17 protein-coding genes are annotated in these 22,904 nt (G+C 50.1%); 6 read left to right on the plus strand and 11 right to left on the minus strand.

Going from position 1 to position 22,904, the window contains the following annotated elements; translation table 11 throughout:
• The first annotated feature begins 8 nt into the window (after positions 1-8).
• The 4 genes from GA003_00310 to GA003_00325 all read left to right on the plus strand — a co-directional run bounded on the left by GA003_00310 (position 9) and on the right by GA003_00325 (position 3,564).
• Positions 9-1,586 carry a Gfo/Idh/MocA family oxidoreductase gene (locus GA003_00310; protein QXD28463.1) on the plus strand — a complete coding sequence of 526 codons (1,578 nt, stop codon included), beginning with the start codon at positions 9-11 and terminating at the stop codon, positions 1,584-1,586.
• 65 nt (positions 1,587-1,651) lie between these two features.
• Positions 1,652-2,092 (plus strand): 6-carboxytetrahydropterin synthase, encoded by a 441-nt coding sequence (locus tag GA003_00315; GenBank protein QXD28464.1) that lies wholly within the window; start codon positions 1,652-1,654, stop codon positions 2,090-2,092.
• Between the two features lie 713 nt (positions 2,093-2,805).
• Positions 2,806-3,366 carry a hypothetical protein gene (locus tag GA003_00320; protein ID QXD28465.1) on the plus strand — a complete coding sequence of 187 codons (561 nt, stop codon included), beginning with the start codon at positions 2,806-2,808 and terminating at the stop codon, positions 3,364-3,366.
• A 33-nt stretch (positions 3,367-3,399) separates the two neighbouring features.
• Positions 3,400-3,564, plus strand: a complete 165-nt coding sequence (locus tag GA003_00325; GenBank protein QXD28466.1) for a hypothetical protein — start codon at positions 3,400-3,402, stop codon at positions 3,562-3,564.
• Between the two features lie 79 nt (positions 3,565-3,643).
• Here GA003_00325 and GA003_00330 read toward each other — a convergent pair whose 3' ends face one another.
• From GA003_00330 to GA003_00345, 4 genes are all read right to left on the minus strand, one after another.
• Positions 3,644-4,549, minus strand: coding sequence for a TauD/TfdA family dioxygenase (locus GA003_00330; protein QXD28467.1), 906 nt, complete (start codon positions 4,547-4,549; stop codon positions 3,644-3,646).
• A gap of 501 nt (positions 4,550-5,050) precedes the next feature.
• Positions 5,051-6,232 (minus strand): aldo/keto reductase, encoded by a 1,182-nt coding sequence (locus GA003_00335; GenBank protein QXD28468.1) that lies wholly within the window; start codon positions 6,230-6,232, stop codon positions 5,051-5,053.
• A gap of 128 nt (positions 6,233-6,360) precedes the next feature.
• Positions 6,361-7,845 (minus strand): DUF1501 domain-containing protein, encoded by a 1,485-nt coding sequence (locus tag GA003_00340; GenBank protein ID QXD28469.1) that lies wholly within the window; start codon positions 7,843-7,845, stop codon positions 6,361-6,363.
• Positions 7,842-10,604: a PSD1 and planctomycete cytochrome C domain-containing protein gene (locus GA003_00345; GenBank protein QXD28470.1), complete on the minus strand. Its 2,763-nt coding sequence runs from the start codon at positions 10,602-10,604 to the stop codon at positions 7,842-7,844. Before GA003_00345 ends, GA003_00340 begins: the two co-directional genes overlap by 4 nt.
• 204 nt (positions 10,605-10,808) lie before the next feature.
• On the opposite strand from GA003_00345, the gene GA003_00350 reads away from it, so the two are divergent.
• Entirely contained in the window at positions 10,809-11,729 is a 921-nt protein-coding gene (locus GA003_00350; protein QXD28471.1) for an AraC family transcriptional regulator, read from the plus strand.
• 217 nt (positions 11,730-11,946) lie between these two features.
• On the opposite strand, the gene GA003_00355 is transcribed toward GA003_00350, so the two are convergent.
• Positions 11,947-13,341 carry a sulfatase-like hydrolase/transferase gene (locus GA003_00355; GenBank protein ID QXD28472.1) on the minus strand — a complete coding sequence of 465 codons (1,395 nt, stop codon included), beginning with the start codon at positions 13,339-13,341 and terminating at the stop codon, positions 11,947-11,949.
• A 301-nt stretch (positions 13,342-13,642) separates the two neighbouring features.
• Here GA003_00355 and GA003_00360 point away from each other — a divergent pair, with 301 nt between their 5' ends.
• Positions 13,643-14,890, plus strand: a complete 1,248-nt coding sequence (locus tag GA003_00360; GenBank protein QXD28473.1) for an alpha/beta hydrolase fold domain-containing protein — start codon at positions 13,643-13,645, stop codon at positions 14,888-14,890.
• 66 nt (positions 14,891-14,956) lie between these two features.
• On the opposite strand, the gene GA003_00365 is transcribed toward GA003_00360, so the two are convergent.
• The 6 genes from GA003_00365 to GA003_00390 all read right to left on the minus strand — a co-directional run bounded on the left by GA003_00365 (position 14,957) and on the right by GA003_00390 (position 22,891).
• A complete protein-coding gene (locus GA003_00365) occupies positions 14,957-16,438 on the minus strand; it encodes a sulfatase (GenBank protein QXD28474.1) in 1,482 nt (493 codons plus the stop codon).
• Between the two features lie 23 nt (positions 16,439-16,461).
• Entirely contained in the window at positions 16,462-17,832 is a 1,371-nt protein-coding gene (locus tag GA003_00370) for a sulfatase (protein QXD28475.1), read from the minus strand.
• A gap of 19 nt (positions 17,833-17,851) precedes the next feature.
• Positions 17,852-18,802, minus strand: a complete 951-nt coding sequence (locus GA003_00375; protein ID QXD28476.1) for a hypothetical protein — start codon at positions 18,800-18,802, stop codon at positions 17,852-17,854.
• A 7-nt stretch (positions 18,803-18,809) separates the two neighbouring features.
• Positions 18,810-20,189 (minus strand): sulfatase-like hydrolase/transferase, encoded by a 1,380-nt coding sequence (locus GA003_00380; protein QXD28477.1) that lies wholly within the window; start codon positions 20,187-20,189, stop codon positions 18,810-18,812.
• Positions 20,190-20,325: 136 nt separating this feature from the next.
• A complete protein-coding gene (locus GA003_00385) occupies positions 20,326-21,849 on the minus strand; it encodes a sulfatase (protein QXD28478.1) in 1,524 nt (507 codons plus the stop codon).
• 64 nt (positions 21,850-21,913) lie between these two features.
• A complete protein-coding gene (locus GA003_00390; GenBank protein QXD28479.1) occupies positions 21,914-22,891 on the minus strand; it encodes a family 43 glycosylhydrolase in 978 nt (325 codons plus the stop codon).
• Between the last annotated feature and the right edge of the window lie 13 nt (positions 22,892-22,904).

Here is a 22,904-nt window from a genome sequence, read left to right on the forward strand (position 1 = left end):
GTAACTCTATGAGATACTTAAGAATTCTTCCCATCCTTCTCTTCCTAGCTCAGGCCGCGATGTTATCAGCCGCAGAAAAAAAAGATTTACCGCTTGTCCTTCTGATCGGTGATTCGATTTCCATTGGTTACACGCCCTTTGTGCAGGAGATGTTTAAAGGGAGAGCCGATGTGCTGCGCATCAAAGGCAATGGGCAGCACACCGCCACAGGATTGGAAAAGATTGATGAATGGCTGGGCGATGGTGACTGGGATGTCATCCATTTCAACTGGGGGCTGTGGGACCTGTGCTACCGTCATTCGGAGAGCACGAACCAAGGTCATCGTGATAAAGAGCGCGGAACGCTTACACACACTCTGGATGTCTATGAATCGAATTTGGAGAAACTGGTTGTGCGGCTAAAGAAAACCGATGCCAAATTGATCTGGGCGAATACCACGTTTGTTCCTGAGGGAGAAGCCGGTAGGATCTTTGGAGACGAACTTAACTACAATGCAGCCGCGGCTCGCGTCATGGAACGGCATGGGATTTTAACCAATGATCTTCGTTCACTCACTGCTTCGTTCAATGCCGATCTGTTTCGTGCACCGGGTGATGTCCATTTTTTAGCCGAGGGCTCTCGAAAACTCGGTATCCAAGTTGTAAATACGATTGAAACAATGATTCCTGAAACAGTTTTTAAAGTCGGCCTCATTGGCCTCGATACCTCACACGTGACTGCCTTCACCGGTCGCTTTAATGAAACGGACAATCCAAAGCATGTCCCAGGTGCTCGAGTAACCGCGGCATTCAAAGGAGGTAGTCCTGATATTGCCAGTAGTGCTGATCGCATTGATGGCTTTACCAAAACGCTGACCGAAACGTATGGCGTAAAACTATACGACACGATCGAAGAGATGTGTAAGCATGTGAGTGCGGTCATGTTGGAGAGTGTGGATGGACGTCCACACCTTGAACAAGTTATCCCTGTGTTTGAAGCCGGCTTGCCCGTATTTATTGACAAGCCGATCGCAGGGTCCCTCAAAGATGCGATTGAAATCTATAAGCTTTCGAAGAAACACGGCGTCCCCTGTTGGAGTTCCTCCTCCTTACGCTACTACCCCGGAGTGGTTGAGGTCGCCGAAGCCGAGAAGGGTGAACTCAAAGGGGCTATGTCCTATGGCCCTGCAACACTCGAACCAACGCACCCCGATTTCTTTTGGTACGGTATTCATCCAACCGAATCACTCTTCACCGTGATGGGACCAGGAGTGAAATCAGTCACCCGAACTTATACTCCGGACAACGACGTTATCACCGGCACTTGGGAAGATGGAAAAGTAGGCGTTGTCTATGGCATTCGTAATTCCAAGCGCGATTACAAGGTCACCGCCTTTGGCACAGAGAAGATCGTCGAGCAAACCCAGGGTGGCGACTACACACCTATGCTTCAGGAAGTCGTTCAGTTTTTCCGCACGGGCGAAGCCCCGGTTCCATTGGAAGAGACCATTGAAATTTATGCTTTTATGGAAGCGGCCGATGTGAGCAAACGCAGAGGAGGAGTTCCAGTTTCAATAGACGAAATTCTGAATAAGAATGGATGGTAAGCGTCTTAGATTGCAATGGCCCTAGTTACCGTTTGAAGAAAAGTTCCTAAATCACAGATTGATCCATGCTCACCTGCAAGAAAACCTACGCCGATATTCCGTTCGCGCATCGTCAGCATTCGCACGACGGGCACTGCGCCTTTATCCATGGTCACAATTGGAGTATCAGTCTCACCTTTGCCTGCACCGAGACAGACGAGAACGGTTTCGTCATCGACTTCGGTAAACTCGGTTTCATCAAAACGTGGATCAATGACAACTTGGACCATGCCTGTGTATTCAACGAAGATGATCCCCAGCGAGAAGTAATGATAAACACCTCACAGACTTGCTGGAAGCCCTATGTGGTCGACAATTGTTCCTGTGAAGGACTGGCCCAACATCTATTTGAACGCTTCAGCAAAATAGTGAGTGAGCGCACAAAGGGCCGCGTATCCATTTATGAAGTTGAGGTGAGAGAGGACTCAAAAAACTCTGCTGCCTATTCTGCGGATGGCTGCTCGTAAGGAGTTTCGTTGAGAGATGTCACTCAATTACTGTGTATTTATTGCCATATTCATCACGTCCAATACCTAGGAAAAGGGGTGATGGCGGGTGTTTAGAGCAAGCATTCGGTTAACTCCTGTCTATTAAGAAACAGGAAGCATAACCCTCGAACTTATAGCCAACCTTATTGCTGATGAGCAGGAGATTCTTCACAACGGAAGGCATCTGCCCATTTCCCAAGTTTAAAAATTCTTTGATAAATGGCCAGATTTCCTATTCATTCTGGCCTGATTTAGTGCTGCTTAAACTGTTGGGCGAGTACTTCCTAGCCGGTGTGGCTTTCCTCATCGCAACTCCTCGTTCATCAAAATAGCCCGGCCCTCCATATATGAGTAAACGATTGCTGATATTTTCTCTGCGGAACATCAATAAGGAAATATTTTGATGCTGTGACTATGAATATGAGGATGTGATTAGCAAATCGGACCCTGCTGATTTGTATTTACCGGAACTGCGTCACAAGTCCCCACTCCTGTCCTTATTCACACGATCGTTGTCAAAAAAACTACCAGGGATTCCATGGGATTCATCCTTCCTATTCCCTAAAATCGAAAAGAATTACGACATCTTCTTTGCGATGTTAATATTTACCTATGATTTGGAAGTACTACTTCGCATGCCTGATTGGAGAAGTAAGACTGGGTCCTCAATATGCTATATTGACGAATCGTTTGTGAGATCCTTTAAAAATTATCCTGCTTACCTGAGAGTGTTGGAACGGTTTGACTGTCTGGTGATCAACTGTTCTGAAACAAAGAAGTTTATTGAAGAAAACCTGGACATAAACATGGTGGTGGTTTCTTCAGGAATTGATGCGGCTCGCTTCTTTCCAGGAATCCCCCCGCCTTCAAGACCCATAGACATATTTGGTATGGGTCGACGTGTAGAAGTTGAGCACGAGAAATATAAAAAATTGGAGAGTGAAGATGAGTGGCTATACGTGTACGACACGGGAATGCCCGGTCTGTGTCACAACCCTTCCGAGCACCGCAACAACCTGGCGACCAAAATGAGTCGCTCTAAGTTTTTTGTAGTGAATCCTTCCAAATTTGATTGTCCGGATGACACCGGAGGTCAGGAAGAAATTGGGTTTAGGTATTTTGAAGGATCTGCAGCGGGTGCAGTTTTGATTGGGAGATTTCCTGATAATCCAAATTTCAAGGAGCACTTTCCCTGGGAGGACGCTGTGGTGGAAATGCCTGATGATCCCTCTCATATAATGGATTTCATGTGAGAATTGAAATCAGATAAGGAGCGTATGGCCCGAATGAGCTTTAATAATGTTAAGGGAAGTTTGGATGGGCATGATTTCGTATATGGCTGGGAAGACATGCTCACCGGGTGTGGGTTAGAAATCCCCAATAGTGTTCAGGTTCGAAAAGATCTGCTTCAGGAATTAAAGTCTAAGTGGATTGAGGCGAGCGACTCGTAAGCCTGTTGGGCGTATCTGGTAAAAGCATACACTACTGACGGCAGAATTGATAAGTGTTCTATGTGCAAATAAGTTTTCACTATGAAACTTTAAACCCGCCACGAACTTCACCAGCACCTACGGCGCCAAAATTGGCTTCGAACTTTGGATCAAGAGGGCGGCTATTGGGCATACTTAACCAAGCCCGGAACAAACATCGTTTCTCTTCCGGATCTCCGTGATCTATAAAGGCAGAACGCCGATGCAGGGTTACCCAATTATTCAGTAATAGCACGTCTCCAGGCTCCTGCCGAAAGTGATAGGCCATCTGCGGTTGTTCGGCAACGGACTCGAGAAAATCCATGGCTTCGATCTGTTTATCTGTCAGATTAGGAAGTTCTGGGTCAGAGTGAGCTCGGTTGATAAGCACTCGCAAAAAGCTGCAGGCGAAATGCCCATTCCGAAACGAGAAGATGGGCTGTTCACAGTAGGATTGTTTATTTCCCAAGTCGACCGTGTGTCGCTTATAAACATAGGAGTCCATGAGCACTTTCATTAAGTTAGGTCGTCGTTGTGCGATCTCATTGTATAGGTGCATAGAGCTTATGAGCTCATTTTCTCCACCCGACTCGGCCTGCTTCCAGCAAAGAAATCCAATGACATCACAACGATCCGTATGAAAGGAAAGTTTCTTATTCGTATTTGGACCGCGTTTACGTGGGTCGTCTTTTTTGAACCCCGCATCGCTTACATCGAAGATAGTATCACCCGATTCATTTTGAGAAAGTAGGGTGCCGGGTTTCGAACACCACTCCCGGAAACTCTCACGAGCACTCTCTTTATCCAGCTGGTCTAAAGGAAACCCGCGTAGAAGTACCACACCCGGACCTTCTTCCAGCCGAGTCTGGATGTCCTTTACCGAGAGACTACCAAAACGTGCTTCCCAGTCTGAAGAGGCTCCCAGTTCAGCCCCTTTCCAGGCCGCTGGATGTTTGATTGTTTCCATCCTTATCTTCTCTGAGCCTTTGCAAGTCTGCGCGAGCCTTAATTCCCAGGGAAACGCTGAAACTTGTTCCCCAACCTGGGCTCAGTAAATTGATTATTGCACAGGTTAAAACTCTCATTCTCTGAAAAATGCATAATTTTGCCAACTTGGCTTTGAAACCGTAAGACCGATTTCCAAGCCGCCGTCCTAATGTGTGTAAACTCAGAAACCAGCGCCAGCGGACCTTAAGCTGAGGTGATGAATTCTGCTAATCGATAGCATTATAATCTTTCACGGTAATTATGAGACTGAAGTCAGGTCTGGTTGGGCAGGTGGCATATCAAGTGCTAATTTGAGGAAGTCCCAAATGGGAATTAATGAAATCAAATACTGAATACGAAATTATGAAACACTTGATAACAACACCTTCCACTATCATTCAAAAGCACCTTACAGTTTAGAATCACTTTTAAACCTAAAGACGACGTACTAGCATGTGGAGCTCAACTGAACCCACACGCACTATATATGCTGAATATCGACCTTTAGTCCTGCTACGGAAGTATTCTCAATAACCATCTTCGGGCTTATCATATCCGAAATGCAGCAAGTAATATTCGGATTCTGAAGGGCCCACAAGTAAGCCTTCGCATGTTTCGAAACATCGTTTGGAATAGCTGTATTCAATTTATCAATGCGCCATTGCGGGGTATCTTCCATACTGATGATTCTGGCGACTTTCATGGCGACAATGCCCATGCCTTTCTTGCTCGCTTTGTAAATCAAACGATCGAGAGCGGCGTGATTCCCTATATTGTAGGCGAACATGGCTCCGTCATAGAATCCAAGATCAATGGCCTTATCCAAGTTTCCATCCACGTCATTGTGCATAGAAAGAGCGGAATAACGAATCGTGCCCTTGGCTTTCAGTTCTTCCATTACTTCCCGGATATTCTCATCTTCCAGCATTTCGGGCATAGCCACTCCGTGAGGACAGTATAGTAAATCAAAGCGGTCGGCCTGAGTGGCTTTCAGGGAATTCTCCGTGAGCTCATGCATGCGCTTCTTTATGTCGGTTTTCCACTTTTGCATATTCCCGTATTCCTGGGTCACCAGGTAGCGGATATAGGTTGCCTCAATTTTGTTCTCTTGCCCCTTCCAGTAATTAAAATGATGACCGGGCCGAAGAATGCCGCGTTCGGCAATCAATTCTTGTGCTTTCTTTTTCAGAGCAGACTGCTTCTCACTGGGGAGACCTTTGAGAATGCCATCGGAGAGCTTAACCATATATTCATCGTAGAAACTGATTTTGTTGGAAACGAAGAGTTTGTCTCTATTGCCAGATCGTTTCAGATAGGCACCAACAAGCTTTTCTGCTTGGCCTTGTTGATAGGCAGGGGCGGTATCGATAAGATTTACACCTCTCTCATAGCCCACTTCAAAAGCCTTCACGAAACTCTCATCTTTCCAGAGGGCGGTTCCCTGCACGACCTCCGAGAGCATCATCCCGGTGTTTCCGTACATCCGGTAAGCCATATCGGATTGTTTGTTACGCCAATCCTTTGAACCTGCTTTGGCCGAGCTTTGGGACTTCTGAGACTTTGATTCGCCCTGCAAAATCGCCGGGGTAACGGCTGCCAGGCCTATTGATGTTGCTACGGTTTCCTTAACAAAGGTTCTTCTGCTACGTTCTGGTTTATCCATTGAATTGACGGGTCGGTGATTACACAGAGCTGAATTAGCGCATAGTATGTCACAAATTCAGCATGCCAAACTCTGGACTTCCTATGAGAATCAAGTCCAGTTTTTTACGCCCGCAGTTGAGCAATTAATTAGGCCAATACGTCCTTCACCACATGCCCGTGCACGTTGGTTAGGCGGCGCTCGATACCGTTGTGGTAGAAACTTAGGCGTTCGTGGTCGAGGCCCATGAGGTGGAGTAGGGTGGCGTTGAAATCGTAAACGGTGGTTGGGTTGACCGCGGCCTTGAATCCAAATTCGTCGCTCTCGCCGTAGCTGAAGCCTTTTTTCACACCGGCTCCGGCGAAGAAACAGGTGAACGCATCCGGGTTGTGGTCGCGACCGGTTCCGTTGCCTTGCAGAAAAGGCATCCGGCCAAACTCGGTGCACCAGACGACCAGGGTATGGTCGAGGAGTCCCCGGCGTTTCAAGTCGTGGATCAATGCTGCGGTTGGCTGATCCATGATCTCAGCCTGCATGGCGTGCGTGTCAGCGATATTCGCATGCGAGTCCCAGTTGGTGATTCCGTTTCCACCGGAAGGGTCACTTCCGTTAAAGAGTTGGACCACCCGCACTCCTTTTTCGACGAGGCGGCGGGCCAGGATACAATTCTTGGCATACTCACGTTTGAGGTCGCTGCCTTGATCGGTGCCGTATTCCTTGTGAATGGATTCCGGCTCGTTTTCGATACCCATGATCTCGGGGATCGAAGTCTGCATCTTTCCGGCTAGTTCGTAGCTGGCGATGCGGGCTGCCAGGTCGGCGTCCCCAGGAAATTTCTCGAGGTGGGACGCATTGAGGCGCTGCAGTAGATCCACGGTGTTCTTATCGTCCGCAGCAGATAGGCCTTCAGGACGGACGAGGTTGGAGGGTGGGTTCTTGGCACTGAAATCTGTTCCCTGGAAAGCAGCCGGGAGGAATCCGTTTCCGAAGTTGTTCTTTCCGGAACGGGCCAGACCGCGAGGATCGTTGATCGCAACAAACGCGGGGAGCTCTTCATTCTCAGATCCAAGCGCATAGGTACACCAGGCACCGAATGAAGGAAAGCCCTCCATGGTGAAGCCCGTGTTCATAAAGTTTTCACCTTGGGGATGAGCACTGGTCTGCGTGGTCAGCGAGTGAATAAAGCAAAAGTCGTCCACTTGCTCAGCCAAGTTGGGAAGGAGGTCGGAAACCATCTTGCCGGTTTGCCCACGGGGTTTGAAGTCCCAGAACGGTTTGGCGATGTTTCCGGTTGGCCCCTCGAAGGTAACTGCTGGAATATTGGGCGGCTTTTTGCCATGCATTTCAGTTAACGCCGGCTTATAATCAAAGGTATCCACATGGCTGACCGCGCCAGGGCAATAAATGACTAGTACCTGTTTTGCGGGTACATCGAAGTGCGCGCCGCGTGGTGTGTAGGGATTGTTCGGATCAATGTCTGGTCGGATCGGTGCCTTGCCGAACATAGGCTCGTCCTTGGCTAGCAGTTGCGTGAGCGACAATGCACCGAGGGACATACCAGCCTGTCCGAGGAAGTTGCGGCGACTTAATAGACGCCTTCCGTGAAGGGAAATTTTTTCTTCAGAATTGTTCATGGTAGAAATGCAAATTCGTTGGAATTGATCAGGGAGCGGCTAACCAGTGCCAGACCTCCACTTCGTGTGACCTCCATTGAAGCTTCCAGCTCAGCTGAGGTCGGCTGTCTTCCGAGTATGATATTGAATAGTTCTTTGGTAGCGGCGACTTCGTCTCCATTCGTTGCCTCTTGTGCCCGCTCGGCAATGAACCCTGCTTGCTCAATCGCGAAAGGGCTGTTCATCAGGTTCAATGCTTGTAAGGGTGTTGTGGATACAGGGCGTCGAGCACGAATCTGGCCGCAGTCAGGAAAATCAAAGGCGGTGAAGATCTGATCGTCTACGCGGCGCATGCGTTCCTGATAAATCATACGGCGCCAGGTGTGTGGCCCGTGGTTATCCACTACCTGCCACTGGGCGTAGGTTTTCTTCTCGTTGTGGATACGGAAGCTCTGTCCCCCCAGTTGTGGGTCGAGCTTTCCGGACGCTTGCAGAATCCCATCGCGGATGACCTCTGCTTCAACCCGGCGAGGCGGGAAGCGCCAGAGATATAGAGTCGATCCGTCGGCGGCCAATCCATCCTCGCGCGGAGCGCTCGATTGCCGGTAGGCGTCGGTCAATAGAATGGTGCGAATGAGGTTCTTGACCGACCAGGGTTCACCACCGGTTACGGTCGGCTCTACAAACTCAGCAGCCATCCAGTCCAGCAATGGTTGATTGGTCGGAGGTGCGCCTACGGTTCCAAAATCAGAGGGCGTTGCCACGATACCGGTGCCAAAAATATGACTCCAGATACGGTTGGCCATGACGCGGGCTGTGAGTGGGTGATCGGGTTCGGTCAGCCAGTTTGCAAATTCCATGCGCCGTTCCGGATCCGGGGAAGAAGAATCGAGACCCAGGTCACCTTCCAGGGAATCGAAGCCGGCTGGCAGCACCTCCTGCTTCGGGTTTTCAGGACTACCCCGGTGTAAGACGTAGCTTGTGACGGGGTCGATAAACTGCCCGACGAAACTTGGTTGTTGGCCTTCTTCGGCCATTTGGACGATGAGAGATTGGATGTTTTCAAGGACCGCTGCTTTCTCAGTGCTTACGTTTTCCTCAGGTTCCACTTTTCTTGTAGCAGCAATATCCCTCCATGTGCTGTCCGTCTGCAGCGCTTGTAAGGTATAGGTATAATTGGTGCCTGGTGTGAAGCTGGTCAGGTAATCGGTTTCGAGAAAGTAGTGCTTGTTGGAGCTGATGACCAGGCGGTCGACGGTTTGTGGTTCTTGAAATTCAAGAATGAGCCAGGGTTTTTCATCGCTATCCTTGGGAGCTGCTGATCGCCAACGATTTGTGCTGAGCTCCCCGTCGTTTGCGAAGAATACCTCTGAACGGATTTGTGTCATGGAATCGTCCGTCTTGGCTACGGAACCGAGAGAGGACAGAGCCAGGTTGGTCGTGGGTGCCTTTGGGCCGTAAAGTTCGATTTCTTCGACCCCCACGTTTTTGGTGGTGAAAGCGAGACGCACCGCTTTGGTCTCCGTGGCGGGAAAATGCAGCTCGTTCCATCCGGTCCAATCTTCTTCCCAGTAGGTTCCTTGGGAGCGAAGTTTGCTGCGTTCTGAATTTAGCGCTAATTTAAGTTTCTGCTCCCGTTTCAGGAGTGGATTGTCCTCAGCGAGCTCGGGATACCGGGCTCCAAATTCAATGCCTTGGAAGACAGCGGTGAGCGAATAGTAATCCTTGATAGAAATAGGATCGAACTTGTGGTTGTGACAGCGAGCGCAGCTCACGGTCATGCCCAGCATGGAGGCCCCGACAGTTTGCATGATCTCGTCCATACGGTCAGCGCGAGCCTGGCGAATTGCACTGGGTTCGCGTCCTACGGTGGCAGTCGGAACGTGCGGACCTGCGACAATAAATCCGGTCGCTTCACCTACGTTCATTTGGTCACCAGCGAGTTGTTCGGTGATAAACTGGTCGTAGGGCTTATCCTCATTGAAAGCGTTGATGACATAGTCGCGGTAGTACCAGGCATTCTTGCGGTAAAGGTTGGCCTCCGATCCATTGGTCTCCGCCCAACGGATGACATCGAGCCAGTGTTGCGCCCATCGCTCGCCAAAGTGAGGTGACTCCAGGAGTTCATCGACTAATCGCGTGTAGGCGCGATCCTCGTTCCTGGCATAGGCCTTGGAAAAGGTTTCAACTTGTTCCGCACTGGGAGGCAGTCCAGTCATTAAAATGGACGTGCGACGGATGAGTGAGCGGGCGTCCGCCGCTGGATTGTAGGCCAGTCCTTTTTCATCCAGTCTTTGCCGGAGGAAAGCATCGATGGGGTTACTAGTTCCTCTTATGCTTGGAACGTCGGGACGCTCAACCGGAAGGAGCGACCAGTGATCGATGGTTCCGAGATCAGCCTCTTCTTCAAAATCGTCCGGAAGCTTGGCCCCTTCTTCGATCCACTTTTCCAGAAGCACGATCTCCTCCTCGGGTATCGCATCCTCGTCGTATGGCATGCGGTATTCGTCATCTGGTTCGCGAACGAGTTCGATGAGGTAGCTACCCACAGGATCGCCAGGAAGGACGGTTTCGATCCCGGAGCCTCCACCCCCAATGAGCGTAGCCTTGCGGTCTACGCGGAAATCCGACTCCACTTCGTCTGGGCCATGGCAGGCGATACAGCGTCTTTCGAGGATGGGCTCGATATCGCGGCGAAAATCAATTGTGTCTTCGGCTACCAGGGGGCTGATCCCGAGCAGGAGAGTTAGGCTGATTGAAATTTTAGAAAGAGTAGGCATCACTTAATTTGGAAAGTTCTTTCTGATGATTTGTTTCGGATTATTCGATACAAATCGGGCAAGGAAGCCCTGCCAATACTAGCATATAGTGATTCAATTTATTATCTATGCAATTTTTGACTGTGCATATGGCTTTTTCGATTGGTTGGCTTGGGCGGACTTGACCGCCTCTGCCGCTCATCGCTTAATACGTATTCTTGGCTTATGAGTGAAAACCAAATTGGAAACACGGCTGTTCTTATACAGAATTCTTCCGACTTGCTGGCGGAACTGCGGGATAAGACCCGCATGACGGCGGCGATGGCGGTTCTGTCTGAGGAACAGAACCGTGGGGTGGTCTTGGCCTCCTTTCCAGGAACGGGGGACCACGCCTATGTCCCACGAATTGGTTTTCACTTTCATTTGCATCCAACTGCCCCAGGGAAAGCAATACTGGCTGCCCTGCCGGAACTTCGGCAAAACGATTTGTTGGCTCGGATGAATTTCAGGAAATTTACAGAAAAGACCTGTAGGGATGCATCGGCTTTCAAGAAGGATCTCGCGCAATGTTCGGAGCAGGGATATGCGGTGGATGTCGGCGAGTATGCGGAAGGGATCAATTGCCTCGGTACTAGTATTTGTGATCAGGATGGCCAACCGCTCGCTGCTATTTGGATCACCGCCCATTCGCTGGACTTACCCGTCGATGCATTCCCAGCATTGGCCAATGATCTGAAGCGGGTGGCTCAAGAGATCGGCGAGCGGCTTGCGAGAAACAACCCGGATACCTCCACCTACGTCACCGAAACGCTGAAGCAGGCCAAACAGTTTATGGATGAGAATTTTGCCAATGAGGAGACCATCTATGAATTCGTGCAGGATCTTAACATGAGCGAGAGTTGGTTTCGCACCTGCTTCCGGAAGACCTTTGGTATCAGTCCGATGCAGTATCGGCAAAAGCTAGTCTACGATAAGGCCCGAAGCCTGCTCGAACATACGCAACTCAGTATCAAGGAAATTGCCTTCCAACTGGGTTTCGACACGCAGAACTATTTTTCGCGAGCGTTTAAGAATCAACAAGGCGTTTCTCCCGCTCAGTTTCGAAGTCAGGTCCAAGAAGCCAGCTCTGAGGAGTCATCTGAATAATCAGATCAGCTGAACCGCGATAGCGCCGGAACACCTTCAGCCTCGTCGTTACCCCTAAAGGCAAGGTGATGAGAACCTGTGATGATTCTTCGGAAAAGCTGCTACACTTCAATAATCTCATGCCCAATAAGGGATGATGGGTTCTAGTCGTATTAGATGATAGGATACGGAAACAATTCAACGATTGTCGCCAAGTTATCCAGGCTCAGGCCTGAAGTCACTTACTCTCTTTTTTTCGGGAAGCTGCTAGTGGAATGGGTTCAGTACGATCGCGAAAACGAATGTACTTATCTCGTCGGAGCTTCACGTAGATTTCCGCTTCGCCCCAGCGTGGAGGTACCGTTTCGGAATTCCACGCATCGTAATGATAAAGGATTTGATCGACTCTCTCTGGATGTTCATTGGCGATTTCGTCGTATTCGCCCAGGTCGTTGTTTAAGTTGTAGAGCATGACCGGCAAGCCCTCCGTCTTGATCAGCTTCCAGTCACCTACACGAGCTGCGGAGCCTTCCAGCTTTTTCCAAAACAGCATCGCGTGGGGCGATCCGCTTTTGTCGCCTGTCACATACGGCATGATATCCACTCCATCTAGTGGTTTGGGGACGCGCTCGCCGCCAGCGAGTTTGAAACTGGTGGGAAAGATATCCATGGCCGAAGTCAACCCGTCGAAGGATTTTCCCGCGGGGACGTGGCCGGGCCAGTTCATGACGAAGGGCACCCGCTGGCCGCCTTCGAACTTTATGCCTTTCATACCATTGAGTGGATCGTTTGAAGCCGAGCTAGCCGTACCGCCGTTGTCACTGAAAAACCAGATGAGTGTGTTTTCGCGCAGTTCCTTTTCATCGAGGAATGAGACCAGGCGGCCAATGTTGTCGTCCATGTTTTGCACAAGGGCCACATAGGGATTTCGCTTTGCAGCTCGTGCGAGATCGGCCTCTTCGGCTTCTAGTGGCCCGTGCGGCGCCGTGTAGGAAAGAAATAGAAAGAACGGTTTATCGGCAGAGCCAATCATACGCATAGCCTGATCGGTGAACCGGTCTGTCAAGAAGCCATCGAATTCGATCTGCTCGCCATTACTCTCGATGGCATGACTATTGCCCGGTCGGTCTGATCCTTTCGGTTCATACCAATAGCGACGGCTTCCTTCCCGCAGACCCCAAAACTCGTCGAAACCTCGACGTGTCGGATAGTATTTTTCATCGTTGCCGAGATGCCATTTGCCGACCAGGAACGTGGCGTATCCGATATCCTGGAAGGCCTGGCCCATTGTGTACTCACTGGTTTCCATTCCCTGTCCCGGTTTAGGAACGTTTGCCTCGTGGCCAAAGCGTTGTTGATAACGACCGGTAATGAATCCTGCCCGCGACGGACTGCAAACGGATGCAGATGTATGGGCATCTGTGAATACAGTGCCTCCTGCAGCAAGCTGGTCGAGGTGCGGTGTTTTGATCCACTCTGATCCCTGAAAACCAAGATCATTATAACCCAAGTCGTCCGCCAGAATGACGATGACGTTGGGGCGTTCGGCACTCGCAATGTGTATGAGGCCCACCATAGCGATTACGAATGAGGTAGTCACCCATCTAAAGACGAAGTTTTTAGTTTCAGGCATATAAGAACTTTTTTAGGAAAATGAATGTAGTCCTCAGCCAACCTGCCTTCCTAATCGGCTACAATCAATAAAACATACTTACTGGATTTCATAACTCCGGATGGGGAGGAATTCAACGAAAGTAAGGAGCATCTGAATGAGCCTTTCGGGGTTGCCCCCTCGAGAAAGTAGATTCCAGATTAAGGGGGTATGATATGAGAGAGCGACAGAAATGTCTCAATTTCAGGATAGTAATTTCATTTAAAATGGGTGAAGATTTACTTTTGGACTCTACTCTATCATTCAGATTCTTACCCATACGATGAAATACTTAAGATCGCTCCAATCTGTGCTCAATTATGTGCCTATCCTGGCGCTTATCGGTAGTTGTCAGTTCATTTCCGCACAAACCTCCAACGAAGATGCGCAAAAGGAGCAACGTATCCAGATGTGGTTGGACGATCAGGATAAAAACCAGGATGGTAAAGTCTCTCCCGATGAAGCCATTCGTCAGATGAAGTCCAACTTCAACAACCTGGATCGTAACAAGGATGGTTTTATTGATCGGGCTGAGCTGGGCCAATTAGCCGACCAGTTGTCAGGGAATCGTAACCGGAATGGAGGCAATCGTAACGAAGCACCTTCCCAAGATAATCGTCAGCAAAACCAAGCCAACCGTTCTGCTTCAGATTCGGTACTGCTGATCGAAAACATCCCCTATGCCGGCACGGACAATCCGCGTCAAATGCTTGACCTGCTGTTACCGAAAGATCTCGAAGGTGAACCATTGCCGGTTGTCGTTTTCATCCACGGTGGCGGCTGGCGAAATGGTAATAAGCAAGGCGGTCGCAATCGGGTTAATCCATTCGTTGCCAGTGGTAACTATGCCGGAGTAACCGTCGCTTACCGCCTGAGCGGAGAAGCCCAATGGCCATCTCAGATCCACGACTGTAAGGCTGCTATTCGTTGGATTCGTGCCCATGCCAAACAATACAATCTCAATGCAGACCGTATTGGTGTTTGGGGAACCTCAGCTGGCGGACATCTCGTGACCATGCTCGGAACCAGCGGAGATGTGAAGGCCATGGATGGTTCACTGGGATCCAACAATGAGTATTCAAGCCGAGTGACTTGTGTGGTCGACTTTTTTGGTCCAACCAACTTTCTGACTATGAATGAAACAGCTATTGAGTCTGCCCGATTGGACCACGACGCAGCAGATTCTCCAGAGTCGCTACTCATCGGCGGTGCCATTCAGGATAATCCGGAGAAGGTAGCCACGGCTGATCCCATTACCTATGTAAGTGCCGACGATCCGGCTATCCTCATCGTGCATGGGACCATGGATCCTTTAGTCTCTTTCAATCAGTCGGAGCTTCTTTATGCGGCATTGGAGAAGAAGGGAGTTGAGAAAACCCTCATCACCGTCGAAGGCGGCGAACACGGTCGGGGGTTCCCTCCCCTAACCGGTGAGCTCGTCGAAAGATTCTTTGATCACCACCTACGGGGAAACAAAACAAGTTGGTCCGATCAGACGGTTCAGGCGGTCGCCACTAGACGAGGGCGTTAGGCGCAGGTTCCTAATTTAGATTGGGGAGTGTATCCCGTTCTCTATATATTGAGACTTTCCGATGAGCTACTTCTCATTCGTCGGTTTATCATCCCATATCTCTCGGGTGTAGATCCAGTTTTTTGACTCATCGATTTGCCAGGGCACTTCAGTTTCTGGAATCCATCTTCGATGATCGGCGAGGACAGGAGCATATTGAGGATGCATCGCTAGGTTCTCCCATTCCCAGGGATCGTTATCATGGTCATAGAGCTCCTCACTTCCGTCGCTGTAACGAATGTAGCGCCAGCGCTCGGATCGGATTGCATGGTTGCCACGCCCCATCGTCATCAATGCCGGACGCTCCCAACTTGTATTTGGATCTTTCAGCAGGGGTAGCAGGCTTTCACCATCCAGGTCCTCTTTCTGCGGAAGTCCACAAAGGTCGATTAGAGTTGGATATATATCGAGTAAACTCACGGGCTGTTCGCAAACCGTTCCTGGTTCGGTGACGCCAGGGGCAACGATTATGAAAGGCACGTGGTTGGCCTTTTCCCAGAGGGTAAACTTCACGCAACTTTTCTTGTCACCGAGGTGATAACCGTGATCGGAAAATAGAACGATGATGGTATTGTCGGCCTCGCCTGTCGCATCGAGTTTGTCTAGCACCCGGCCGACCATCTGGTCCGCATAGTCCGATGCTGCCTGGTAGCTTTTCACAAAGGTGTGGAGACTTCCCGGATGCTGTTCCGTTTTCCCTAGCACATTGTCGGTGATGAAAAATTCTTTGTTGGCCATGTTGCGTGCAATGGCTCCGACGTCGTCGAGGTCATTGTCCTGAACAGGGGGCATGATCAATCCTTGGTAGGGATACCTGTCCCAAGTAGCTTGGTTTGAATAGAAGGGCATGTGTGGTCGGAATATACCAGCTGCCATGAAGCTAGGTTTATTGGACGACTTATCCATGGCTTCCTCGACCCATTCAACCGTATCGAGATCAATGATCTTTTGATCGTGTACCCCCCAGTCGAATACAGTCTTTGCCAACAAACCTTCGGTATAGCCATTGTGGTTAGTGTCTGGTGCACGAGTGGCCAGCATATCAAAAAACTTCTCAAAGGACGGATTGTCAGCGCGATCCTTCCCGGCATCTCCGTGGTGGAAAATTTTACCAGCCCCTTGGGTGGCATAACCATTGTCTTTAAAATATTGAGGCAACGTCACTGCATCTGGGACTAAGGTTCGCCAACTGTCTTTGTTTCCGTAGACCCCGGTCGTTGATGGATGGAGACCTGTTAAGATCGCCGTGCGTGAAGGATTGCAGGCTGGGGAGACACAGTAAGCTTTATTGAAAAAGGTACCGCGAGCGGCGAGACGCTGCAGGTTGGGTGTCTGGATGGGATTGTTCGGATCGAAGAGGGTAGTCCAATCATTCATGTCATCGATGGCGATGAAAAGAACGTTGGGGGCAGTGGCCACCGGTTTCTGATTCGCGCACCCGCCTAGCAGGCCCAATGCCGCTCCAAATAACGCCAATGCATGGGTCTTCTTAATTGAATTTAAATCCATAGCTTTTCTACATTCTGAACTTTTTATTCTGTCTCAATGGCTGCCATAAATTGATTGAGCTCTTTTTCTAGCGCTTTGACAACCTCAGGATAATCATGGGCCAGGTTCCAGCGTTCCCCGATGTCGGATTCCAAATCGTAGAGCTCGTAGTCATTCGTTCCATAATCCATGACATACCGGTGAGGTTTTGCGGGCTCGCGCCCCGGGAGTAAGAGTTTCCAGTTTCCCTTGCGAATACCTATACCCAGATAAGGGCTGTCCACTTGCCTTACCTGATCGTAGATAAATGTATCACGACCTTCGTCGGTGTTTCCAAAAAGGAGATCGCTCTGATCCTGCCCATCGATCGCTTTATCTGAAGGTAGATCGGCGCCAGCCAGTGAGACAATAGTGGGTAGAAAATCAATAGTGGCCCAAAGGGCATCTGAAGTCTTTCCTGCTGGAACTTTACCCGGCCACCGGACGATACAGGGAACGCGGGAGCCTCCTTCGTATGCAGAACCCTTGGCGCCTCTGAGTGGTCCTGGGTCTCCCCAGAAAATGGTGCCCTCCGGCATAAACCATGCAGGATTGCTGCTGTTGGGTCTACCGATGCGTCCCTGCTTCACGAGGGTGTATCGCGGCTGACTCCAGGGGCCATTATCGGAGGTAAAAATGACCAGGGTGTTTTCACTCAATCCCAGCGCATCGAGGCGGTCCAGCAATCGTCCGGTTTCAATATCAAATTCCTCAACCACATCCCCATACAATCCTCCGTCCGAGGTTCCTTTGAACTTGGGAGAGGCATCAATATTGGTATGCATCATCGTATGCGCCAGGTAGAGGAGGAACGGTTGATCTGACTTCCGTTTGTTTTCCAAATAGTCGATGGCCTTATCGGTGTACAATCGAGTCAGGCTTCCCATATCCGTTGTTTGCCCGGCAGGCTCGTTGTTGTGATGAAACTTTACGGTGCCACCGTCGTTCGCTCCCAGTGGGCCAAAGTAATAATCAAAACCCTGGGCATTCGGCATGCGGCCGATGATGGCTTTACGATTCGAAACATCCCACTTGCCGATGCAGGCGGTCTGGTAGCCTGCAGGTTTAAGTAACTCAGCAAAGGTGATTTCCTCGGCTGGCATATCCCAGCCTTTACTTCGGATAGGATAGCGACCGGTCAAAAGGGCAGAACGCGAGGGTCCACATACCGGTTGAGCATAGAAGTCGGTAAAGAGCGTCCCTTCTCGTGCCATCTGATCAAGCCGAGGCGTTTTGATCAGCTCATTGCCATAGCATGCGACATCCCCATAACCCTGGTCGTCGGTGAAGATGATCAACACATTGGGTTGATCTGCAGCGAAACAGGATAGGATTGTGACAACAGCCAATAGAAATTGGAGATTTAGATGCTTCATAGGTTTGTATTCCTTGTGACTATTTATGGACTTTAGGATGTTTGGGGAGATCGCCTCCAGCGGCAAGATAGTCTTCCTTCTCACCCGGAACATTTTCGTTCTTCTCCCAGAAACGAGTAATCAAATCCGGATCCACTTGGCTCAGGTGCTCAGGCTTTTGCATAATACTGGAGACCCAGGCGTTTCTTTGCTTGCGGGTTGCTTCTACGACTCCGGTTTTGAAGTAGTGCACGAGGCCGAGATCGCTTATATCGTAGGGCTTCACCGTCGCGATTTCTCCGTCACGGCGTGTAACATTAGCGCCCCATCCGCCAGCTCCGAAGTCTGTCCGTGGAATTTCCAGAATCGTCACTCCCAGATCACTGATCCGGGCCAAACTAAGATACAATCCACGGCGCAGATCCACCTCGTGAGAATCTAACAAGGGTGGATCACCGGCTTTTTTGTTTGCATCGTAGCCTCTGCGACCATCCAGCTCATTCCAATTGCTGTGGGTTACCAGAACGATGTAGCTGAAATTGTAAGCACTCTCCGGAAGCTCGGTTAGCCAGGCTAGCACGTGTCGTGAATGCGCACCCATGGCGAGACCGACCTTTCCCTTCTTACTGGCATCTGCGAGAACCTGTGCATCCTTAACCAGATCCTCCACTTCTACCTTTCTCGGATTCCGGTTGGGAAGGTCGCTCAGAATCGTGACATTCTGTTTGATCCTTGGATTTCTATTCAGTTCTTCGCCAACTAATTGATTGTCCGCGTCGCCTCCATCCCAGTCATTGATCAGGAATATACGTCCTTCGAATTTCTCTTCCGGGGCAACGATGAGATCGATCGTTCCATTGGGTAATTCGAGGGAGGGATCCGCTGCCACGATTGTATTGCAGTACATGAGCCCTGCAAACGTGCAGACCCATCGGATAAATACCGATCCGGGCACCTTATGGAGACAAACTATGGGGTTGGTCTTTTTCATAAGAAACTTAATTCCCAGATCGCCATCCGGTTCCTGCCTTCTTCATGAGCAGTCCCTGACGATCAAACGCGAGTTCTTGCTCTGGTGGATAAATCGTATTCACGGAATCCAGGTAATCCATCATTCTTGTGTGCATCGCATCCGCTCGTTCAGGCATCGATTGACTAAGGTCTTTGGACTCACTTCGATCGTAGCGTAGGTCAAACAGCTCTACACGGTCGAAAGCCCAGGTCTTTACGATCTTGAAATCCCCTTGCCGCAATGATGATTGGGCCGGCCACACCCCAGTTGGATAGTGGAACAGTAGAAAGTCGTTAGACCTTTCGATTGAGCCACGGCCGCCATTAGCCAGCACTGTTAGGAGGCTACCTCCTTCAATGATTTCGGGCAGTTCAAACGCCGGGTCAATCCAGTTGAGGATAGTTGGCATGAGATCGTAGCCGACTACCGGTGCTCTTGATATGGATCCAGCTTTGATTCCCGGACCTCGCACGATAAAAGGCACACGTATCCCACCTTCGAATACAAAGCCTTTGCTGTAGCTCAACGGCCAGGCTTTGCGCCGGGGATTGCCATGCAGTTTTCGTGGTGATTCGTCATAACCGTTATCGGCGGTATAAATGACGTAGGTGTCATCCGAAATGCCTAGACGATCAATCGCTTCGAGAATTTGACCAACACCGGTATCCAGGTCTTCATTCATGCCGGCAAACACGGGGTCCGAATGTCGCTCACCCTTCGGCTGGTTTTTATATTTCTCCAGCGTCTTCGGGTTCGATTTAAAGGTCAGGTGATCGGCGTAGTAGGAAACCTGCAGAAAGAATGGCTGTTCCGTTCTTGCCGTTCTATCCAGGAAATCAACGGCACGATCAGTTACCTCAAATGTTCGCTTGGGATCCTCTTTGCTCTTACTGTTACTGCCCTCCCGGTTACCAGTGTCACCATCTGATTCGTCATAGCCACAATCCTCTGGGCTCACCGATACATGCCACTTACCGAAGTGGGCGGTGACATAACGGGAATCCGCTTTCTTAATCAAATTTGGAATAGCCAGGTTGGGATCACAGAATTGTTTGTGCTGCGGGTCGTTGTGCGTCACCCGAGTCTTAGCCGGACTGATACCAAACTGAATACTGTGTCTTGTTGGGGAACAGACCGGAGCCGGTGCATAGGCATCGGTAAAGCACATACCTTCTCCTAAGAGACGATCTGTATTGGGTGTCTGGTAAAAATCGCTTTTCGATCCGACTACATCAGGATCGGTTGGACTGTAGAGGGCGTTCCACCCCTGATCGTCAGCCAGAATCAGGACGATGTTGGGTGAAGCACTATCGGCGAATAAGATCGAACCAAATAGGCAGCCGAAAAGACAAATAATTGTTTTCATGATTTACGCAGAACTGGTAGGGACCGATCGCCGAGCGGTCCGGTATGATTACTTCGTTTGTTGGCTCCACGGCTCGCTTGGCGATCGAGCCCTACCTTCTCGCTACTTGCAATCATCTTTAAACACTCCAACACTCCTAAGGTCTTTTCGACAAATTCTTCGGCAATCCAATTCCTGGAGCAGCTGGAGGTCTGAGTAAGTGGGCCATGGCTTCTCCCGGTGCTTCTTTCTTCGGTAACCATTTACGATGCTCCGCAATAACGCCGGCGTATTGGGGATCCCCCGCCAGGTTGTTGTGCTCCCAGGGATCATTACGATGATCATAGAGTTCTTCGTCGCCGGTACTGTAGCTGATGTAGCGCCAGCGCTCAGAGCGGACCGCATGGTTGCCTGGGCCCTCATTCATGAGGGCAGGGCGTACCCATTTCCCGTGCGGGTTTTTAAGTAAAGGTACGAGACTGAGGCCATCGTTGTCTGCTTTGGGAGGCAGCCCCGCCAGTTCCAGGAGAGTGGGGTAGATATCAATTAGGCCCACCGGTTGATCGATCCGTGTACCCGGAGTGGTGATACCGGGAGCAACGATGATGAAAGGCACCCGGTTGGCTTTCTCCCAGAGCGTGAATTTCACACAGGCTTCCTTGTCTCCCAAATGGTAGCCGTGGTCAGACCACAGTACGATAATGGTGTTGTCGGCCATACCGGTGGCATCGAGTTTGTCGAGGAGTCGCCCGACCATTTGATCGGCGTAATCGGTTGCTGCCTGGTAGGCTTGAACCATACGAGGAAGACTCCCCGGCGCTTCCCGTGGCTGGGCCGTGGTGTTGTCCCAGATCCAGTATTCCTTCCTTACCATCCGTCGGGCCATATCGCCCACATCATCGAGATCTCCCATTGGCATGGGTGGCATGCGCAGGGTTTCAAACGGGTAGCGATCGAAGGTTTCCTGAGGGGCATAGAAGGGTAGGTGTGGATTAAAAATCCCTGCGGCGAGAAACAAGGGCTTGTCTTGTCCTGAGCTCGCCGAAGGGCCCATGAACTTCTCCATCTGCGCTTCCACGTATTCACACATGTCGACATCGATCATTTTCTGATCATGGACGCCCCAGTCGAAGGCGACTCGACCCAGACGTGGATTCGAATCCGGTTTGTAGCCGTTGTAGTTTTTGCCTACTCCGGAACCGCGAATATCCAGTTTCTTAAAGAATTCCTGAAAGGCCGGTTTACCTTTCGGTTCCTGACCGGTTGTCCCGTGATGGAAAATCTTGCCTGCTCCTCGTGTGGCGTAGCCACCCTCCAGTTCGAAGTATTTTGGGATGGTTACCGCATCCGGAATGATCTCTGCCCACGCCGTCTTGTTTCCGTAAACACCGGAAGTAGTCGGACGATAACCCGTCATGATGGCTGTTCGGGAAGGATTGCAACCCGGCGAAGCACAGTAGGCACGACTGAAAAAGGTGCCGCGTGCAGCCAAGCGCTTTAGATTGGGTGTTTGGATCGGATTGCCCTCATCAAACAAAGTCGTCCAATCGTTCATGTCGTCGATTGCGATGAAGAGGACATTTGGCCTTGCGATCACTTGATTCGCTATTGTGCACTCCAGTACCAGGCATGCTACAGATGCTGTTAACCAGGAGATTGTCTTAGATGATTTTAGATTCATTTATAAGTGATCTCGCATTTTGTAGAAAGATTACATTTCTCTTTTAACCAGAACAGCCGACTTCCTATTTGTCTGTCTCTTTCGAATTTGAAAGATCCAGTATCGGAAGTTCCATTCGGGTGATATACCTGCACCTGTCATCAGGAAACTTCACTTTCATTCCCCAGAAAACGCCGTTGTTATTGACGCCATTTCCAAAATTCTCAGGGCAGTAAAGGCCGACTGTTTTAGGTGTCCAATCGGACGTCTTTACAAAGGTGAAACCATCTTTCGACCAGAAGGTGCCGTACCCAAACCCGGCTACACCGTTACGGTGAACCCAGGTTGTGAAGGCATGCCCAGGGAACACAGGACTCTTCTCATATTTCGTGTAAGGTCCCAGAAGGTTATCAGAAGTTGCCACCCCGATTTTTGTTTCGGATGGCTCGGCTCCAAACGGTCTTCCCTTATAATAAAGAAACCACTTGCCGTCGAAAAAGATAATATTCGTATCGTCAATGTGAACACCGTCCCATTCCTCCTTATTGCCAGTAGGCCAGAGGAGTTTTTTGCCAGACTTTTCCCAGGGTCCATCTGGTGTATCCGCAGTGGCATAGCTGATACCTTTCAGCTCGGCGGCGCTTCCGTATGCGGTGTAAAAGAGGTAGTAATTTCCGTCATGAGGAACGACGTAAGATGTGATGGCGGCCTTATCGTCGATGTCTCCTTTTTCGCCAACAGGAATTGCGACGCCCTGGGCGGTCCATTTGAGTCCATCCGTGGAGGTCGCCAGCCGAATGTGACCTTCCCAACCGTTGGTCACCTCTGGGTGCTGCGTGTACCACAGGTAGTATTTGCCGTTGTATTTGATAATGTTTGAGGGATCGTGATGGTGCTTGTCTGGCACATCAAGCACGTCCACGTAGACTTCTCTATCGGACACCTCGATCAACTCTTTGGGTATTTCGCCAGCCAATGCGGTCTTTTTATTGGGTGCGGTGCAACCGACCAGAACAGTAGCAAACACTGTGGCAGAAAATGTAATCAACCGCGTTCTGTTCATCAATTAAGCTACA

This window comes from Opitutia bacterium ISCC 52 (genome assembly GCA_014529675.2).
Classification (GTDB): domain Bacteria; phylum Verrucomicrobiota; class Verrucomicrobiia; order Opitutales; family UBA2995; genus UBA2995.

Bases quoted from the DNA above. Each gene is read 5' to 3' on its own strand.
- GA003_00390 (QXD28479.1), bottom strand. From the start codon at position 22,891: ATGAACAGAACGCGGTTGATTACATTTTCTGCCACAGTGTTTGCTACT.
- GA003_00350 (QXD28471.1), top strand. From the start codon at position 10,809: ATGAGTGAAAACCAAATTGGAAACACGGCTGTTCTTATACAGAATTCT.
- GA003_00325 (QXD28466.1), top strand. From the start codon at position 3,400: ATGAGCTTTAATAATGTTAAGGGAAGTTTGGATGGGCATGATTTCGTA.
- GA003_00355 (QXD28472.1), bottom strand. From the start codon at position 13,341: ATGCCTGAAACTAAAAACTTCGTCTTTAGATGGGTGACTACCTCATTC.
- GA003_00310 (QXD28463.1), top strand. From the start codon at position 9: ATGAGATACTTAAGAATTCTTCCCATCCTTCTCTTCCTAGCTCAGGCC.
- GA003_00345 (QXD28470.1), bottom strand. From the start codon at position 10,604: ATGCCTACTCTTTCTAAAATTTCAATCAGCCTAACTCTCCTGCTCGGG.
- GA003_00375 (QXD28476.1), bottom strand. From the start codon at position 18,802: ATGAAAAAGACCAACCCCATAGTTTGTCTCCATAAGGTGCCCGGATCG.
- GA003_00380 (QXD28477.1), bottom strand. From the start codon at position 20,189: ATGAAAACAATTATTTGTCTTTTCGGCTGCCTATTTGGTTCGATCTTA.
- GA003_00340 (QXD28469.1), bottom strand. From the start codon at position 7,845: ATGAACAATTCTGAAGAAAAAATTTCCCTTCACGGAAGGCGTCTATTA.
- GA003_00385 (QXD28478.1), bottom strand. From the start codon at position 21,849: ATGAATCTAAAATCATCTAAGACAATCTCCTGGTTAACAGCATCTGTA.
- GA003_00330 (QXD28467.1), bottom strand. From the start codon at position 4,549: ATGGAAACAATCAAACATCCAGCGGCCTGGAAAGGGGCTGAACTGGGA.
- GA003_00315 (QXD28464.1), top strand. From the start codon at position 1,652: ATGCTCACCTGCAAGAAAACCTACGCCGATATTCCGTTCGCGCATCGT.
- GA003_00365 (QXD28474.1), bottom strand. From the start codon at position 16,438: ATGGATTTAAATTCAATTAAGAAGACCCATGCATTGGCGTTATTTGGA.
- GA003_00335 (QXD28468.1), bottom strand. From the start codon at position 6,232: ATGGATAAACCAGAACGTAGCAGAAGAACCTTTGTTAAGGAAACCGTA.
- GA003_00360 (QXD28473.1), top strand. From the start codon at position 13,643: ATGAAATACTTAAGATCGCTCCAATCTGTGCTCAATTATGTGCCTATC.
- GA003_00370 (QXD28475.1), bottom strand. From the start codon at position 17,832: ATGAAGCATCTAAATCTCCAATTTCTATTGGCTGTTGTCACAATCCTA.